11 protein-coding genes are annotated in these 19,881 nt (G+C 34.4%); 7 read left to right on the top strand and 4 right to left on the bottom strand.

The window, feature by feature from the left end:
- The first annotated feature begins 240 nt into the window (after positions 1-240).
- From aceE to A9G38_RS10365, 4 genes are all read left to right on the top strand, one after another.
- Positions 241-2,907 carry a pyruvate dehydrogenase (acetyl-transferring), homodimeric type gene (gene aceE, locus A9G38_RS10380; RefSeq protein ID WP_034909932.1) on the top strand — a complete coding sequence of 889 codons (2,667 nt, stop codon included), beginning with the start codon at positions 241-243 and terminating at the stop codon, positions 2,905-2,907.
- 12 nt (positions 2,908-2,919) lie between these two features.
- Positions 2,920-4,509: a pyruvate dehydrogenase complex dihydrolipoyllysine-residue acetyltransferase gene (aceF, locus tag A9G38_RS10375; RefSeq protein WP_034909826.1), complete on the top strand. Its 1,590-nt coding sequence runs from the start codon at positions 2,920-2,922 to the stop codon at positions 4,507-4,509.
- Positions 4,510-4,525: 16 nt separating this feature from the next.
- Positions 4,526-5,950, top strand: a complete 1,425-nt coding sequence (gene lpdA / locus A9G38_RS10370; protein ID WP_034909824.1) for a dihydrolipoyl dehydrogenase — start codon at positions 4,526-4,528, stop codon at positions 5,948-5,950.
- 378 nt (positions 5,951-6,328) lie between these two features.
- The gene (locus tag A9G38_RS10365) at positions 6,329-6,685 is read left to right on the top strand and encodes a hypothetical protein (RefSeq protein ID WP_034909822.1); all 357 of its coding nucleotides are present in this window, start codon (positions 6,329-6,331) and stop codon (positions 6,683-6,685) included.
- A 417-nt stretch (positions 6,686-7,102) separates the two neighbouring features.
- Here A9G38_RS10365 and A9G38_RS10360 read toward each other — a convergent pair whose 3' ends face one another.
- The 4 genes from A9G38_RS10360 to A9G38_RS10345 are packed head-to-tail and all read right to left on the bottom strand — an operon-like array spanning position 7,103 to position 16,016.
- Entirely contained in the window at positions 7,103-10,216 is a 3,114-nt protein-coding gene (locus tag A9G38_RS10360) for a type III restriction-modification system endonuclease (protein WP_034909819.1), read from the bottom strand.
- Positions 10,216-12,153, bottom strand: a complete 1,938-nt coding sequence (locus A9G38_RS10355; protein ID WP_034909818.1) for a site-specific DNA-methyltransferase — start codon at positions 12,151-12,153, stop codon at positions 10,216-10,218. The genes A9G38_RS10360 and A9G38_RS10355 overlap by 1 nt, the downstream gene beginning before the upstream one ends.
- Positions 12,154-12,759, bottom strand: a complete 606-nt coding sequence (locus tag A9G38_RS10350) for a DUF4391 domain-containing protein (protein ID WP_034909817.1) — start codon at positions 12,757-12,759, stop codon at positions 12,154-12,156.
- Entirely contained in the window at positions 12,759-16,016 is a 3,258-nt protein-coding gene (locus A9G38_RS10345; RefSeq protein ID WP_034909814.1) for a helicase-related protein, read from the bottom strand. Before A9G38_RS10345 ends, A9G38_RS10350 begins: the two co-directional genes overlap by 1 nt.
- A gap of 584 nt (positions 16,017-16,600) precedes the next feature.
- Between A9G38_RS10345 and prfA the strand changes: the two genes are divergently transcribed.
- Genes prfA through kdsA form a run of 3 tightly spaced genes read left to right on the top strand, consistent with a single transcriptional unit; the run spans position 16,601 to position 19,390 of the window.
- Positions 16,601-17,686: a peptide chain release factor 1 gene (gene prfA / locus A9G38_RS10340; protein ID WP_034909811.1), complete on the top strand. Its 1,086-nt coding sequence runs from the start codon at positions 16,601-16,603 to the stop codon at positions 17,684-17,686.
- Positions 17,683-18,519, top strand: coding sequence for a peptide chain release factor N(5)-glutamine methyltransferase (gene prmC, locus A9G38_RS10335; protein ID WP_034909809.1), 837 nt, complete (start codon positions 17,683-17,685; stop codon positions 18,517-18,519). Before prfA ends, prmC begins: the two co-directional genes overlap by 4 nt.
- A 16-nt stretch (positions 18,520-18,535) precedes the next feature.
- On the top strand, positions 18,536-19,390 hold the full coding sequence (gene kdsA, locus A9G38_RS10330) for a 3-deoxy-8-phosphooctulonate synthase (RefSeq protein WP_034909929.1): 855 nt from the start codon (positions 18,536-18,538) through the stop codon (positions 19,388-19,390).
- Positions 19,391-19,881: the final 491 nt, after the last annotated feature.

The following is a 19,881-nucleotide window of genomic DNA, read 5'->3' as shown; positions in this document are numbered from 1 at the left end:
ATTTACTTATTTATCATATAAATAACATCAATTTCATTACTAATATTGAAATAGTTGATTAATTTAATAGGAATTAACGTTCTTTTCAAAGCCACAGTTTGCTTTACTTTTTTTTTTTAAATGGCAGACTGATATTAATGAAGCTCCGTAATGCAGAGTTTAAGCTTTTTTGGTTACGTTTTTTAATGTAATTAAGGATAGCAAATAATGCATTTTTCTAAACAAAAAAGAGGTTTTTATATGTCGGACATGCAAATGAATGATGTCGATCCCATTGAAACACAAGATTGGCTCAAAAGTGTTGAGTCTATTATTCGAGAAGAAGGAATCGAACGAGCACAGTATATTATTGAACAAATAGTTAATAAGGCGAGAGATGGGGGTGTTCCAGTACTTTTTGGATCTTCAACAAGCAATTATGTCAATACTATTCCAGTAGAAGAGCAACCTGCTTATCCTGGCGATTGGGAAATAGAAAGACGTATTCGTTCAATTGTCCGTTGGAATGCAATTATGATGGTGTTACGAGCTTCAAAGAAAGATTTAGAGCTTGGTGGCCATATGGCATCGTTCCAATCTGCAGCTACTTTTTATGAAGTCTGTTTTAACCACTTTTTCCGTGCTCGTAATGAAAAAGATGGCGGTGATTTAATTTACTTCCAAGGGCACATCTCACCAGGTATTTATTCTCGAGCCTTTATTGAAGGACGTTTAACCGAAGAGCAATTAGATAATTTCCGTCAAGAAGTTCATGGTAAAGGTTTACCATCATACCCTCATCCTAAATTGCTTCCAGAATTTTGGCAATTTCCAACAGTATCGATGGGGCTTGGTCCTGTTAATGCCATTTATCAAGCACGTTTCTTAAAATATTTAGAAAATCGTGGGTTGAAAGATACTTCTGAACAAACTGTCTATGCTTTCTTAGGTGATGGTGAGATGGATGAACCAGAATCAAAAGGTGCAATTACCGTTGCAACACGTGAAAAACTAGATAATTTAGTTTTTGTTATCAACTGTAATTTACAACGTTTAGATGGTCCAGTAACGGGTAATGGCAAAATTATCAATGAACTAGAAGGTGTATTTGCTGGTGCGGGTTGGAACGTAATTAAAGTTCTTTGGGGTGACCGTTGGGATAAACTTCTCCAAAAAGATAAGTCTGGTAAGTTAATTCGACTAATGAATGAAACACTTGATGGTGATTATCAAACATTAAAATCAAAAGACGGTGCTTATGTTCGCGAGCATTTCTTTGGTAAATACCCTGAAACCGCTGAATTAGTTAAAGATATGTCTGATGAAGAAATCTTTAGATTAAACCGTGGTGGTCAAGATCCTGCTAAAATGTTTGCTGCATTCCAACGAGCAAAAGAAACTAAAGATCGTCCAACTGTTATTCTTGCTCACACCATAAAAGGTTATGGTATGGGGGCTGCTGCTGAAGCAAAAAATATCGCTCACCAAGTGAAAAAAATGAATATGGATGGCGTGCGTCATGTTCGCGATTTCTTCAATATTCCAGTGACAGATGAAGCACTTGAAAAATTACCATACATCAAATTTGAGGAACACACGCCAGAATACAAATACATTCATGAGCGTCGTGAAGCGTTACATGGTTATGTACCATCTAGATTAACTCATTTTTCAGGAACTGTTTCAATTCCTCCATTAAGTGAATTTGCGTCATTACTTGAAGCTCAATCGAAAGAAATATCAACCACTATAGCATTTGTCCGTGCGCTTAATATTATGCTTAAGGATAAAGAACTTGCTCCACGTTTAGTACCTATTCTAGCTGATGAAGCACGTACTTTTGGTATGGAAGGTTTATTCCGTCAAATTGGTATTTATAATCCACACGGTCAACAATATACACCACAAGATAAAGAACAAGTGGCTTATTATCGTGAAGATGAGAAAGGTCAAATTCTTCAAGAAGGAATTAATGAATGTGGTGCAACGGCCTCTTGGATTGCTGCGGCCACTTCATATAGCACAAATGATTTCCCAATGATTCCATTCTACATTTACTATTCAATGTTTGGATTCCAACGTATTGGTGATTTAATGTGGGCAGCAGGTGATCAACAAGCTCGTGGATTTATGATTGGTGGAACCTCTGGTCGAACAACGCTAAATGGTGAAGGTCTACAACACCAAGATGGTCACAGTCACATTCAAGCATTAACTATCCCTAACTGTATATCATATGATCCTGCTTATGCTTATGAAGTTGCGGTAATCATGCAAGACGGTTTACGTCGCATGTATGGTGAGCAAGAAAACGTTTACTACTATATTACAACTCTCAATGAAAACTATGCACAACCAGCAATGCCAGAAGGTGCAGAAGAGGGTATTCGACGAGGTATTTATAAACTAGATACCGTTGAGGGTCAAAAAGGCAAACCGACTGTTCAGTTACTAGGTTCAGGCTCTATTTTACGCCATGTTCGTGAAGCGGCTGAAATCTTAGCTAAAAATTATGGTATTAGCTCAGAAGTTTATAGCGTAACATCATTTACTGAACTTGCTCGTGATGGTCAAGATTGCGAACGATATAATATGTTGCATCCAAGTGAAACACCAAAAGTGCCTTATGTTGCACAAATTATGAATAACAATCCAGCGGTGGTTTCAACTGATTATATGAAATTGTTTGCTGAGCAAATTCGTGGATTTGTACCTGCTGAAAGCTATCGAGTACTCGGTACTGACGGTTTCGGTCGCAGTGATAGCCGTGAAAATTTACGTCATCACTTTGAAGTCGATGCATCTTATGTTGTGGTTGCAGCATTGGGTGAACTTGCTAAACGTGGCGATATTGAAGTTAGCGTTGTTGAAGATGCGATCAAAAAATTCGAAATCAATGCCGATAAACTTAATCCACGAATTGCATAAGAGGTTATTATAATGAGTATTCAAATCAAATTACCTGATATCGGTGGTGACGAAGTAGAAGTAACCGAAATTCTGGTTAAAATAGGCGATAAAGTTGAAGCTGATCAGTCAATTATGACAGTTGAAGGTGATAAAGCATCAATGGAAATTCCAGCACCACAGGCTGGTATTGTTAAATCTATTTCTGTAAAAATTGGCGATAAAGTCAAAACAGGCGTTGACATTATGGTCTTTGATGGGCAAGGTAGCGAAACTGCCGCTCCAGCTACAGCACAAGAAGCACCAAAAGTTGAAGTAACACCAACTGCAACTAGCCAAATTGTAGATGTAAAAGTTCCAGATATTGGTGGTGATGAAGTCGAAGTAACGGAAATTTTGGTAAAAGTAGGCGATACTATATCTGTTGATGATTCATTAATTACCGTTGAGGGTGATAAAGCCTCAATGGAAGTACCAGCAACCATTGCTGGTACGGTTAAAAGTATCACGATAAAAGTGGGTGATAAAGTAAAAACAGGTTCCAAAATCATGGAATTTGAAACCACATCTAGTGCAGCTCCAGTTACTCAAGCAGCTCCAGCTGCCGCAGCTCCTGTTGCTGAAAAAGCAGCACCTGAGCCAACGCCAGCACCAGTTACTGCAAAATCAGCGCCTGCTTCATCAAGCAATGAGTTTGTTGAAAACGATGCTTATGCTCATGCAACACCATCTGTACGTCGTTTAGCACGTGAATTTGGGGTAAATCTAGCAAAAGTTACCGCTACAGGTCCTAAAAACCGTATTTTACGTGAAGACATTCAAACTTACGTAAAAAATGCTGTTAAACAAATTGAAAGTGGCGCTACAGGTGGGGCATTACCTGGTCTATTACCATGGCCTAAAGTTGATTTTAGCAAATTTGGTGAAGTTGAAAGTTTACCATTAACTAAAATTCAAAAAGTATCAGGTGCAAATTTACACCGTAACTGGGTAATGATTCCGCATGTGACAGAATTTGATGAAACAGATATTACTGATTTAGAAGCATTCCGTAAGCAACAAAATGCAGAAGCAGATAAGAAAAAACTTGATCTTAAGATCACGCCACTTGTGTTTATCATGAAAGCGGTAGCAAGTGCATTAACAGCGTATCCACGCTTTAATAGCTCATTATCTGAAGATGCCCAAACCTTAATTATCAAAAAATACATTAATATTGGCGTTGCTGTCGATACACCAAATGGTCTTGTAGTACCAGTATTTAAAGATGTTGATAAAAAGGGTATTGTTGAACTTTCTCGTGAGCTTGCGGCAATTTCTAAAAAGGCACGTGAAGGTAAATTGACAGGTAGCGATATGCAAGGTGGATGTTTCACTATTTCTAGCCTTGGTGGCATTGGTACAACCTCGTTTACACCAATTGTTAATGCGCCAGAAGTTGGTATTTTAGGTGTATCTCGCTCTAGCATGAAACCAGTTTGGAATGGCAAAGAGTTTACACCACGGCTAATGTTGCCATTATCATTATCATTCGATCACCGAGTTATTGATGGTGCTGATGGTGCACGCTTCTTAAGCCATATTGTTAACGTCTTATCCGACTTACGTCGTTTAGTGATGTAATTAAGGAGATCAAATTATGAGTCAAGATGTTAAAACACAAGTTGTGGTTTTAGGAGCAGGACCAGCGGGGTATTCCGCTGCGTTTCGTGCTGCAGACCTTGGACTAGAAGTTACCCTTGTTGAACGTTATTCAACACTTGGTGGTGTTTGTTTAAATGTAGGCTGTATTCCATCAAAAGCATTACTTCATGTTGCTAAAGTAATGGATGAAGCAAAATCATTAACCGAACATGGTATCCATTTTGGTACACCTAGACTTGAATTAGACAAAGTGCGTGGCTGGAAAGAAAAAGTCATTAGTCAACTGACTAATGGACTAGCTGGTATGGCCAAAATGCGCAAAGTCAATGTTATTCAAGGTGAAGCACAGTTTACTGGTAGTCATACAATGGAGGTAACTTCATCAAAAGGAATCACTAAGATCACCTTTGATAATGCAATTATTGCAGCGGGCTCTCGTCCAATCAAGTTGCCTTTTATTCCACATGATGATCCTCGTATTTGGGATTCTACAGATGCCTTAGCTTTAACCACCATTCCTAAAAAATTATTATTAATGGGTGGCGGAATTATAGGTCTTGAAATGGGGACTGTATACCATGCACTTGGTTCAGAAGTCGATGTAGTTGAAATGTTTGATCAAGTGATTCCGGCTGCAGATAAAGATGTAATTAAAGTCTTTACTAAGCAGATCCAAAAGAAATTCACTTTACGATTGGAAACTAAAGTTACTACCGTTGAAGCAAAACATGATGCAATTTATGTCACCATGGAAAAGAAAGACGGCAGCACCGAAACTCATACTTATGATGCGGTATTAGTGGCTATTGGTCGTACACCAAATGGTAAATTAATTAGTGCGGAAAAAGCAGGCGTTAATGTTACTGACCGTGGATTTATCGAAGTCGATAAACAGATGCGTACCAATGTTCCGCATATCTATGCAATTGGAGATATTGTTGGTCAACCAATGCTTGCTCACAAAGGCGTACACGAAGGTCATGTGGCAGCAGAAGTAATTGCAGGTAAAAAACACTTCTTTGATCCAAAAACCATTCCTTCTATCGCTTACACAGAACCGGAAGTTGCCTGGGTAGGTTTAACTGAAAAAGAAGCGAAAGAAAAAGGTATTGATTATGAAATATCAATTTTCCCATGGGCAGCCTCAGGACGAGCCATCGCTTCTGATTGTTCTGAAGGGATGACAAAACTGATCTTCAATAAAGCAGATAATCGCTTATTAGGTGGTGCGGTTGTTGGTGCAAATGGCGGTGAATTACTTGGTGAAATCACCTTAGCTGTCGAAATGGGTTGCGATGCCGAAGATATTGCATTAACAATTCATGCTCACCCAACATTGCATGAATCAATTGGCTTAGCCTCTGAAATTTATGAAGGCTCAGTCACTGATTTACCAAATGCTAAGGCGAAGAAGAAATAGTAATAATAAGTCATTTATATACTTAATAAAATGCCGTTAGCTCAAACTAACGGCATTTTTATTTTTTATAAGATAATTTTTGTCAAAAAGTTTCAGGTAACTATACGTTTCAGTAAAAAATGAATCAAATAACTAAGTGTTGATCTTAATGAAAACGAGAGATAAATAAGTTATATATCTTTGATAACTTTGGTAAACGTCAATACCCTAGTATTGGTTATTAACAGGTGTCTTTATATTATTAAAAAGATTACAATACTTAGGATTTTATTCAGATGATTTAGATGATTTATCTAAGATAAATTTGTCTGTAAGTATATTAAGAGATTTTTCAAAAAAACGATACCAATCAAAATAAATTGAAAAAATGAGGTTAATATGAACACACAGGAAATACAAACAAAATACGGCATTATTTATGCACGAAATGCATTGATATTATCTGACGTTAAATTAGAATGTATACCATTCACTTTGATGGTCAATACATCATTATCACTAGCAGGCTGTAAGCCAAAAATCTTAAATGTTCCAGAAGTTAAAGTTACATTTATTTTTAGTGATATTGATAGCTTATCTATTTATCTAATAGATGAATACCCTTATGAAAAATATTCAAAATCTAGTTTTGATTTAGTAGATGAAGTTCATAAAAAAGGCAAGCAACGTATAATTCTTAGTACTTATGATCATATTTTTGATGTTATAGGCAGATATAAAATTGAATATGATTAATTGATAGAAGAAATACTAACATAAACCTATTTATTATTGATTGTTGACAGCCTAATAATACTCAGTAAGTATTGGTAATAGAAATTATTCTAAATAAAATTCATAAAACACGGTTCTATCTTTCTGCCTTTGATTAAATAGCTTGGAATTTTGATTCACAAAGTATTAAACAATATTTGGATGTTGGTAACAGAATTTGATATGTTAAAACTGAATGTTTTTGCTGATCAAAATTTAATATTTGAACACACCTTTCCTTGTTGCATCCTTATTTACTTAATAAAATGCCGTTAGCTTAAACTAACGGCATTTTTATTTTTTTATAAGATAATTTTTGTCAAAACCTTTCAGGTAACTATACGTTTCAGTAAAAAATAAATAAATTATCTATAACTAAATTTTTAAATGAAAGTAATTTTATAATGAATTCATTATATTCATCAGGCTTTGATAACTATCAACATCATGATAGCGTACCTTACTAGTCGAAAGTTCGTTAAAAAGCTTTTTCGCACACGAAATTTTTGCTTGTTCAATTGGCCTTAAATTTAAACTATCCATCGTACCTTTTGTTTCAGCAATAAAAAAGATATGCTTTACTTTCCCAACATGAAAAGCAATTGCCCAATCGGGTGAATAATTACCAACGGGTGTTGGAATATGAAAGCCTTTCGGTAATTTTGCATATACGCACACTTCTTCTGCTGTATCAAGATCCTCAACAAATCTTCTTTCAATACTTTTTTCGGCTAAGCCATCGGTAAATACATAATCTTGAATGGCTTTTTTCGCTAAAAACGCTTTATCGTAATTTTGCAAACTTTTTTCCTGAGTGAAAATTGTACTGTCATATTTGCCCGAAGTTTTATTGTACGTAATATGTTCTATAATCGTAGTTGCTTTTTGTTCTTTAATTAATTTAATAATTTTAGCAATAAATTCTTCTGGATTATCCTTGAACATATCTAGTTTTTTTGAATCTAACCCCTTTAATATGGCCACTACTGTTTTGCGGGTTAATGTGGTTTCTTGCGCAATCTGACCAATCAGATCATATTTTATTGGTTTAAAATAAGCATGTTCCAAAGTGGTAGTCTTTGTTTCTTGAGTTTTAAACGCATCATTTTGATAGATACTTTGTGTTGTTATTTGATCTTTAAGTTGACCGACAGCCGTAATGTATTGTAGCTGCGAGACAAATAACTTATCGTTGATATGAGCAATTGCTTTATTGATTAATTCATCGCTATTAAAGTTAACAGTATAAGCATATTGCTGATTAATTTGCTGCCATAATGCTTGGAATTCTGCTTTATCAAAATTCTCATTAAGTGGATTATCTTTAATCTTTGTTTCATGACCATCGGTAAACATGGCGTCTAACTCGCTATCATTATAAATAGTCTGAATTAGGCGATGAATTCCGTCACCCATTGGTTGTAATTCATCTGGTAATGGTGCCACTGAGTTCATTACAACATCGTTGCGGTATTTATCGGTTATTTTACGCTCGATATCAACATAGCTATGACTAATTAAATAAAATTCAATTTTATCAGCTACTGCCTTATCGATAATGGTCGATACACCATTAACTTCTACATATTTACCAAAAAAGTACTCACTGGTGGCGACAGTTGGTCGATCATAAATGACTGTTTTTATGTCGGCTTGAAGATCATTAACAAAGTTTCTATAACTTTCACTGGCGATAACGGTTAACATGTTGATATCGTGGACTTGTTCGCCGCAGCTTTCAATATCCATACGATTACCATCTTGATTGACACATAAACGAAGACCACGGCCGACTTCTTGTCGTTTAGCTGTTTGGTTATCGGAGTGTTTTAGTGTACAAATCTGGAAAACATTGGGATTATCCCAACCTTCACGTAGTGCTGAGTGCGAAAAGATAAATCGAGTGGGCTCATCAAAGCTTAACAGTTGTTCTTTATTTTTAAGAATCAGGTCGTAAGCTGAAATATCATCTGAAGACTCGCTACCTCGTTTTAATTGGCTATCAATACTTTTGCCAGTTTTTTTATCAATGCTAAAGTAGCCTTTATGTACTTGGCTTGCATCATTACACTTAGTTTTTAAATATTGCTGATAGGGTGTTTTGCTGGATTGGTCTAAGTATTGTTGTAAAATCGTTAGGTATTCTTGTTCAAAGATTTGACCATATTCGCCCAATATTTCGTTATTGTTTTCATCATATTGGCGGTATTTAGCTACTTCATCAATAAAAAATAATGATAGTGATTTAACGCCCATATTGAACAATTTTTCTTCTTTGTCAAAGTGAGATAATATGGTTTCTCTAATTTGAATGCGGCGCATATTTTCTTCAGAAATATCACCTATCACTTCACCGATTTTAATTGAAACACCATTGGTAAAAGTGACTATTCCAGTCAAAGGATTGATCTCAGATACCGTATATCCCTTGTATTGCTGCATCTGTTTTGAAACAGAATAAAGATTATCACCCTCAGTAAAATGGCGAATTTCACGTTTGATACCATTCTTATGATTTATTTCTAGCTCAATATTTGCCAGTGGTGGTTTTTTACTGGATAAGACGATTTGTTCAAGATACAAGTAGCTATCAGTACCTCTTAGATTTTTAACTTCAAAACCCTTTACTTCAATTTTTTTAACTAGCCGTTTATTGTATGCATCAAGTGCATCAAGTACATAAATTAGATTATTCTGTTTTTTATGGGTAGCAGAATAATTTAATGAAAATAATGGATTAAAATTTTTTAAGGCTTTTTGCGTGACTTCACCACCCATTTTTTGAGGCTCATCCAAAATAATAATGGGATTATTAGCGGCTATAACATCAATCGGCCGGCGCGAGGCAAACTCATCGCGTTTTGAGTAAATAATTCGTGCTTCTTTATTTTTGCCGTCTTCTTTTAGCGAGGACGCAAAAGCTTGGGTGTTAATGATCATAACATTAATGCCCGAATTGGCAGCAAAACTATCTAATAAGTTTAAATTTTTACTGTCATAGACAAAAAAACGAGCTTTTTGACTATAATGCTCCATAAAATGGTCTGTGGTTATTTCAAAGGTTTTTTTTACTCCCTCTCGAATGGCAATAGAGGGTACCACAACAATAAACTTGCTCCAGCCATAATGCTTGTTCACTTCAAACATGGTTTTGAGGTAAACATAAGTTTTACCAGTACCCGTTTCCATTTCGATATCAAGACTACACCGACCTAAGTTTTTAATTAATTCAGTGGACTGTTTGATATTGTTTAGATTTTGTATTTTTTTTATGTTAGCAAGTAACTCGTTATCGGTTAACGAAATAATTTCATTTTTAAAACCAATATCGATTGCGCTGTCATCTGATGTATACCTTGAATCAGTGTCATAACTCATTTCTGCCTGAGTAGGTGTATTGCCTAAATCACGCACATAACGCAGGCTATTTTGATAACCTTGCCCGTTAAAAACTTGAACTACTGCATTTACTGCATCGGTTTGATATTGCTGAATTTTAAAATTAAATTTCATTACAACACCTTCCTCTTGGTTTCAGGGCTGTAGGTGTTGAAAATTTGTTCAAAATTGGTGGCAACACTATCATTTTCCATTGAGCTATCACGCATAACAAAATAGTAAGGTTTTTGTTTGGCAATAGCCGTGATGACCTCTTCATTAATGTCTGTATCAAAACAAGCCATTAAAAAGTTATCCGCTACGTTAAACACTGTTTTACCGGCAATGGAGGTTTGCTTAATATCACTGGAAAGTAATACACCCAAATCCAGCATAACTTGGAACAATAAATCTTCTGCCGTTCTATCGGCTTTGATATTGTCAATCAGCACATCAAGAAGATCGGTATTATACTCAGCAGGGTTGTAATAAACCTCTTTCATATTACTGCTATCACATTTTAAAACGCGAAAGCCTTTATCAAATTTAGCCTGTGGATTTTCTTGAGCAATTTTATTGCCTGCCCGGCGAATGCGCTCTTTACCAATTTCACAGATATTAGTCGCTTTCTTTTGTTTTTGTAAAAACTCAACAGCAAATTTATTGTTTCTTTCCGAAATATCTTCGGGCATCTGTACCAATATATATCTAGCTGACTTATTTTGTTTTACATTATAATCCATTACCGCAGCAGCGGTTGTTGCCGAACCAGAGAAGAAGTCCATGATAATAGGAGATTCTTGTTTATATAAAGTTGCTTGTAATAAAATTTGAATTAATTTTTCAGGTTTCGGAGTATCAAATATATCTCCACCAAATAAATGTCTAATTTGAGCTAAACCATCTTCATTGGTTTCACATGAATAAGAATTAGGAGATAAAACATTTTTCATTTTTTTTATTTCACCACCTAATTTTATATGATTGGGCCTAAAAGGGGCTTTACTAATAACGATTTTTTCTTGATTTTGTACAATTTCATCGATTTTGCTTTGTGAATAGCGCCACTCACCCTCCAAAATTATCTCGGTTATATTTTTATAATTTTCAACAATTACCCTATTTAATAATTTAGTAATAATATTTCCTTCAGACATATCTTGAGGTTCAAAAATTTGTTCTTTAATTGAAAAATCAACCGAGAATGGAGGTAAAGTTATGGTTGAACGATTATTTCCTGCATTGTTTATAGGGTATTTTTTTCCCTCTGTTGTTTTTTCAATTGAAAATGGTACGGTTAGCTCGGATTGTTTAGCATAACAAAGCACGTAGTCAAAAATTTTTCCAACGTTTCTATGTAAAAATGACGGTTTCTTTTTCTTCTCCCATATAAATTCTGCGATAAAATTTTTTTCCCCAAAAATTTCATTACATAATTTCCTAGCATTGTAATTTTCGTTATCATCAAGAGTGATAAAAATGATCCCATTTTTTTTTAAAATATCTTTAGCAATTTTTAATCTTGGATACATCATGTTTAACCAATCGGTATGAAAACGACCATTACTTTCTATATTTTGGATTAATCTATTCCCATTTAGATCATATTGATTGCTATGACCTATATATTCAGCATAGCTTTGGATGAAATTATCCAAATACATAAAATCATGTCCAGTATTGTAAGGGGGATCAATAAATATTAAATCAACTTTATCGAGATAAGTTTCCTGCAATAGTTTTAGTACTTCAAGATTATCGCCTTCAATATATAAATTTTCGGTATCATCAAAATCAACACTTTCTTCACGACAAGGTCGTAAGGTTTTGGCTATGGGGGCATTGGCAAGTAGAATTGATTTCTTTTTATCTGGCCAAGTAAATTGATAACGTTCTTCTCGGCCTTCAACAATCACTGATGAAAGTTCTTGTTTGAGCATATCAAAGTCGATGGCGTATTCCACTTCACCTTGTTGGTTTTTGCGTTCAGTAATACAGTTCGGGAATTGTGCGCCAATTTTTTTGATATTTTCATCCACTTTATTGAGTGAATGCATCTTTAATTTATCCATTTAAGAATCCTTTAACTCTTGTTTCAATTGGTTAATTTTTTGCACCAATTCAAATACTTTTTTAGGCTGTAGCTCTTTTCTTGCTTGCTTTTCAAGGCGAGCAATATTTAAAATCAGTTTTTGTCTTTTATCGGCAATGATAATCTGCTGTTCAAGGCTATTGCCTTGCTCAATATTGAATTTGCCGACTTGTTGAATGATGTTTTGCCAGACATTATCAAGGTTTAATCCTTTTAATTCAATGTGTAATTCTTCTTTAGCTTGCCAATCACTTTGTATCAATTTATGTTGAAAAACGGCCAATTTAGCCTGCTTAGCATATTGCAAAATAAATAGTATATTTTGCGGTATTAGTTTGGATAATAAAACAAGGCTTGTTTCATTAAAATTGATTTTTTTTAGTTGTACCAATGCCACAAAAAAAGCATTGATGTTGTTTCCTGCCGCGAGATTTATTTTCGTTGCCGAAACCTCGTTAACAAGGGTAATTTTGGCTATATCCGCATCGACTTTTTCTTTCGTAGCATTGTTCAGTTGAAACTTTGCATAGATTGTTTTTTTAGCTAACTGGTGATTTATTTCTGTCGTTTTGGGCAAACCAAGCATTATGCTACCTTATTTTCTGATTCACTGACAACTAAAAAACAGATTAATTCAAAGTCATCTAGACCTTTTATACTATCGGTAACAAAACTAACTGAGTTACCGCTTAAAAAATTATCAATATCACTGTGTTTTTTTACTTCAATAATGGAGTTTATGGCGTCACCAAGTCGTTGTGAAAAATGAGTCATATTACTGCCATCGGCTGTGATTTTGTTAAATTGCTGATACAATTTTGCAATGGGTTCTGTTTTGCCTTTGCAAAGTAAGCGTATTTTATCAAGTAATTGTTTTGGTGATAAATGATCACAAATAACTTCGCCATTATTAGCTACATACACCATGTAAAACGGATGAAGTCGATTTTGATTATTAATATTAATGCTGTTTGCCCGATTTTTTAATATATAAATAACACCTGCGGGCATATCTGGTGAAGCTGGCACAACGGCATGTAATCCATACGGTGTTTTATCAAGCTCAGGATGGTTTTTGATGTACTCTAGCAAATCAAGTCTAAATTCATTTAAACCTAAATCCATAATTGATATACTGTTAGTGATATCTTCAATATCAACCACTTCGTCTTGTAAGCGTTTGAGCTGTGCTTTACGATAGGCTAAATCGGATTTTTCTTCTTCACTTAAAATATTGTCATCACCTGTTGCTGTCATGTCGACAATTTTCATGCGAGTTTCTACCTTAGCTTTTAGATCAATATATTCATCTAAAGTAACATCAGGCCAAAAGTTAACTAGCTGAATCGACTGATTTTTGCTGCCTATGCGATCAATACGTCCAAACCGCTGAATAATTCGTACCGGATTCCAATGTATATCGTAATTAATTAAATAATCACAATCTTGTAAGTTTTGCCCTTCAGAGATGCAATCGGTTGCAATTAATATATCAATCTCATGAGTGTTATTCGGCATTAACAAGTGTTTATCTTTTGATTTGGGTGAAAAGCAGGTTAAAACAGTGTTTAAGTCACAATGCAATTTAGGTACAGTAGATCTTCCGTCAACCGAACCTGTTATCATTGCGGTATGTAGGGAAAAGTTATTTTGTACATACTGGCTAACGTGATCAAACAAATAACTTGCTGTATCGGTAAAAGCGGTAAATATAATCACTTTTTTATTATTGTTATTAATGGGGTTTAGTTGCTTATTTTTAATAATAGTAAGTAAATTTTGTAATTTAATATCATGTTTTGCTGTGATGTCACTTATCATATGAGTTAATAATGATAAGATTTCATAATCTTTAGTGAGATAGTGTTTCCATGAAAGATAATCCATATCAGATAAAGAAATTTTCACTTTTTTACCAAATGTAAATAACTGATCATTATTTTGTTCATCTTCATCAAGATCATTGAAATTAGTAATATCGGTAAGCTCAATTTCTTTTTTTACACTTTGATTATAAGATTCAATAGTAGCTATAGTTTGTTGAATAAAGTTCTTTATACGTTCTAATGTATGATTAAATGAGAATACAGAGCTTTCCAGTCGTTTCATCAAGTTGATTGCCATTAAACGACGAATCCCTTGTTCTCGATTAGCTTGGGTAAATCCAATATTGATTTTGTTGTCCTCATATATTTCAGCATACTTATCCATTTTGCTTGGTAAGATAAAGTGGGTAGGGGTATAAATTGATAGATTTAGTAGCATGAGTTGTTCGAAAATTTCGTTATAACTTATCGCATTAGCTAAATCTGTTAGTTTAGGCCTTACTGAAATAGGTTTGAGTCTAGTTGGAAAAGTACCTATATCGGTGGTATCGTAATATTTTTGAATGTGTTTGCGTGAGCGTGCAATTGTAACAGAGTCCAAAACTTCAAAAAAGTCAAAATCCAACATTCTTAGTAGGTTTTCTGTCGTTCTTTCAGTTGTGTCTTGTTTACTCCAAATATTAAATGCTTTTTGTGCATTTTTAAAAATCTCATCCAATGAACGGCGAGTATTGAGATTTTCATCAATATGACTGGTTTTGCCTTCGTAAGCAAGAGCTAATTGATTTTTTAAATCATTAAAGCGATTGTTAACAGGGGTTGCGGAAAGCATCAATACTTTAGTTTTGACCCCTTTTCGAATCACTTGATTAAGTAATTTTAAATATCGATTTTCTTTTTCGTTATCTTTGCCTGATAATTTGCCACCATTACGGAAGTTATGTGATTCATCAATCACTACAAGGTCGTAATTATTCCAATGAATTCGATCTAAATCTATACCATTTGATTGACCACAAGAGCGATTAAGATCAGTATGGAAAAGCACATCATATCGTAATCGATCTTCAGCGATGGGATTATTAATATAATTTGCTTTATAGGTGTTCCAGTTATTGTTTAGTTTTTTGGGGCATAAAACAAGCACAGACTTATTTCGGTTTTCATAATATTTAATGACTGATAAAGCAGTAAATGTTTTACCCAGCCCAACACTGTCAGCTAAAATACAGCCATTATATTTTTCAAGTTTATTGATGATTGCTAAAGCCGCATCTTTTTGATAGTTGAATAGCATATTCCAGATTTTGCTATTTTTAAATCCAGTAGCTTCGTTGGGCAATACATCTTCTGAGATGTCTTCAAGAAATTCATTAAAAATATTATAGAGGATAACAAAATAGATAAACTCAGGTGAATTTTCATTGTAGGCACTAGCAATATTGTCGATAACAACATTTGTTACATCCTGAAGTTTATTTTTATCTTGCCAAAGTTCATTAAAAATGGAAAGAAATTTAATTGAATCAGGGGAAGAAATTTTTTGTACTATATTGTAAGCATTGTTTCCTCGTTCACAACCTAGATCAATAGTTGTAAATCCATTGATTGGTATATAAGCATTATCATCTACATGTATGAATCCAGCCATATTTTCATTAGTGATGTTGGATTTAAATGTAACTTTTTGTCTAATCCAATCAGCACATTCTTTAGCAATCGCTTTTTGTGTTAATTCGTTACGAAGTTTAATTTCAAATTCGGTACCATAAAGGCTACGTTCTCGATTAAGGCGTGGTATGTAGAATTCTCTTTGTGCTTTTGGGGTTTGCTCGGTTATAAATGTTGGCGAAGTAAAGATGAAACGGAGTTCATCTATATTTTTCAACTCTTTTTTGAGTTTTTCAAAAGCAAAAAATGAAAAGCATGCGGCAACGATTGCTAATTTACTCCCTTGCTTTATTTCGCCTGATAGATCTTCTTGGAGCGTTTTCGTTATGTTATCTATGATTCCCATTGTTTTATTTTCTCTGCGATATTATCTGTACTAATGCTAACTTCCCTTATTTTAAATTAGCTTCTACAAAAAAGTATTGTCATTGGTGATTAACTACAGCGCAATTTATTGTGATATTTTTATTATTGTAAAAATGTAAATTATTGTCTAGAAATGTTTTTATCTATTTTTTGCTAAAAAGTATGGTTGTTGATAGTGGCTAAAAATTGGAAAAAATTTACTGATATAAATAAAAATCATAAGCGAATATCTCATGGTCAAAAAAAGTTAGTGTTAAGTTTAAAATAATAATCAACTATCTTTTAACTCTTTCTAAAAAATACACTCACAAGTAGAAAATTTTTTATGAACAAAATAGAATTTAAATGTGAAAAAATGATAGAGCAACAAATAACCTAATATTAAGTTTCTAATATATTGGCTATTTACATATAATATTTCATTTATTCAATCGATTTGCTATATATTGTTGATGTAATGATGCGATATAAGCCCGATAACTAGCTCAAACTGTATTTTAAAAGTGATTAAGTATATAATGCTCCGCAAATTTAATTAATTTATATCATCTAAAATATATTTCTATGAAATCTTCAATTATCAACAAATTAGAAATGCTACAAGAGCGTTATGAAGAAGTTCAAGCATTATTGTCTGATGCTTCGGTTATTGCGGATCAAAATCGCTTTCGCACTTTATCTAAAGAATATTCGCAATTAACAGGGGTGGTTAAGTGTTTTTCTGATTGGAAGCAAACACAAGAGGATATTGAGACAGCTAAAATGATGCTATCTGATCCTGAAATGAGTGAAATGGCACAAGAGGAGTTAAACGAAGCATTAAGTCGAGTTGAAGAACAAGAAAAGCAACTACAAGTTTTACTATTACCTAAAGATCCTAATGATGATTATAATTGTTTTATCGAAGTTAGAGCAGGAACTGGTGGTGATGAAGCGGCTATTTTTGCTGGCGACTTAGCTCGAATGTATACAAGATTTGCCGAATCACGGAATTGGCGTGTTGAGATTATGAGTGCAAATGATGGTGAACATGGTGGCTATAAAGAAGTTATTATGTTAGTTAGTGGGGATGGTGTTTATGGTAATTTAAAATTTGAATCTGGTGGACACCGAGTCCAACGTGTGCCAGAAACAGAATCTCAAGGTCGTATTCATACATCTGCTTGTACCGTTGCTGTTTTACCGGAAGTCCCTGAAGCAGAAATGCCTGAAATCAACCCAGCTGATTTAAAAATTGATACCTATCGTTCATCTGGCGCAGGTGGTCAGCATGTTAATACAACAGATTCTGCTATTCGTATTACCCATATTCCTACAGGCATCGTTGTTGAATGTCAAGATGAGCGATCGCAACATAAAAACAGAGCCAAAGCAATGTCAGTTTTAGCTGCAAGAATTCAAGATGCGGAACTACGTAAGCGCCAACAAGAAGAGGCTTCAACACGTCGAAATCTATTAGGTTCAGGCGATCGTTCAGATAGAATCAGAACATATAATTATCCACAAGGTCGAGTAACCGATCATCGAATTAATTTAACGCTTTACCGTTTAGACGAAGTCATGGAAGGAAAATTAGAGATGCTAATCGATCCGATTGTGCAGGAATATCAAGCAGATCAACTAGCAGCTTTATCGGAACAAGATGAATGACATACTTACAATGGCTTAAAAGTGCATCTCAAACCTTAACAGATAGTGAAAGCCCAAAGCGAGATGCTGAAATTTTACTGAGTTTTGTTACGCAAAAAACGCGGACATTTTTAATGGCGTTCAGTGAAACATTGCTAACTGATGATGAATTGATTGCTTTATCTGAATGTTTAGAACGCAGGAAAAATGGTGAGCCTATCGCTTATATAACTGGCGAAAAAGAGTTTTGGTCTTTAAAGTTTAATGTTTCTAACGCCACTTTAATACCTAGACCGGATACCGAAAAATTAGTTGAATTAGGTTTAGAGTACCTTCCTAAAGTGCCTTGTGAAGTATTGGATCTTGGCACGGGAACAGGCGCGATAGTTATTGCAATGGCAACCGAACGTCAAGACTGTTTATTTACCGCAATTGAAAAAAATAAAGATGCCCTAATCTTAGCTCAAAAAAATGCTGCTCAAATTGGGGTGAATAATGTTTATTTTTTACAAGGTGATTGGTACAAACCAATAAAGAATAGAAAGTTTTCAATGATTGTCAGTAATCCTCCTTATATTGAGCCAACAGACATCCACTTATCCCAAGGCGATGTACGCTACGAACCAAGAAGCGCATTAGTTTCTGAAGATGATGGTTTAGCTGATATTAAACTAATTGTACAAGGTGCAACTAAGCACTTAAACCAATATGGGTGGTTACTAATAGAACATGGTTGGAAACAAGGCGAGGCAGTGCAAACTGTTTTTAAACAACACGGATTTCAATTAGTAGAAACCTTCACCGACTACAGTGGTAATGATAGAGTTACCCTTGGTCGCTGGTTTAAACCTTAACTAGGAAAATTTTATGATGCAGCAAAAAAAAGTAAACATTGGTGACATTACTGTCGCTAATGATCTACCCTTTGTACTATTTGGTGGTATGAATGTGCTTGAATCTCGTGATTTGGCGATGAAAATCTGTGAACATTATGTCACCGTTACCAATAAACTAGATATTCCTTATATTTTTAAAGCCTCTTTTGATAAAGCAAATCGCTCATCAATTCATTCCTATCGTGGACCAGGATTAGAAGAAGGGCTAAAAATATTCCAAGAGCTTAAACAACAATTTGGCGTTAAAATTATTACTGATGTACATACTGAAGCACAATGTCAACCCGTTGCTGATGTGGTTGATGTAATCCAATTACCTGCCTTTTTAGCAAGACAAACTGATTTAGTTGTTGCAATGGCTAAAACAGGCGCAGTAATTAATGTCAAAAAACCACAATTTGTTAGTCCAGGGCAGATGGGTAATATTGTTGAAAAATTTGAAGAGGCTGGTAACAATCAAATCATCCTTTGTGATCGTGGTAGCTGTTTTGGTTATGACAACTTAGTGGTTGATATGCTTGGTTTTAACATTATGAAAAAAGCAAGCAAAGGGTCACCAGTTATTTTTGATGTTACTCACGCTCTTCAATGCCGTGATCCTATGGGAGCAGCATCAGGTGGACGTCGTGGCCAAGTAACTGAACTTGCACGCTCGGGCATGGCTGTTGGTATTGCTGGGTTATTTTTAGAATCCCACCCAGATCCAAGTCATGCAAAATGTGATGGACCGTCAGCATTACCACTAGCAAAATTGGAACCTTTCTTAAAACAGATGAAAGCCATTGATGAACTAGTAAAAAGTTTTGATGAAATTGATACTGAACACTAAGAGTTTAATTATTTAGCTACAATTAAAAAAACGTTATTTATTATAAAGTAAACGGTATTTTTAGCATATTAATAAAAAAGAGAAACCAAATATGATTTCTCTTTTTTATTTGGTTATGTGGTCATTTTACGTCATTAATCTTTAGAAATTACTTACTTTTTAATCTTCAATTTTTCAACCACGGTAATAAATATACATAAAAAATGCCATACCCTAAATCATAGGTAGCGTGTTGATATTATAAATAAAATTGGCGATAGACTAAATATTGACACCAAACGTTCATCTAGAACATATTCATTAACATCTTCTAAAATCGTCATAACACATTAAATAATGTGACTTTAATGATTAATACTAACGTAATTTTGTACGTGGGTTGTCCATTTACAATGGGATATTTATACAAAGGTTTTTATTTTAAGTTATATTTTTGTAAAAAATATTCAGGATTCTATACCGTCATAAGTTTAAAAAATTCTAAAAAAGTC

Origin of the sequence: Gilliamella sp. Imp1-1 (assembly GCF_001690415.1) — a bacterium.
Classification (GTDB): domain Bacteria; phylum Pseudomonadota; class Gammaproteobacteria; order Enterobacterales; family Orbaceae; genus Gilliamella; species Gilliamella bombi.
Note: the sequence above shows the minus strand (reverse complement) of the source record. Positions and strands in the feature narration are given on the sequence as shown.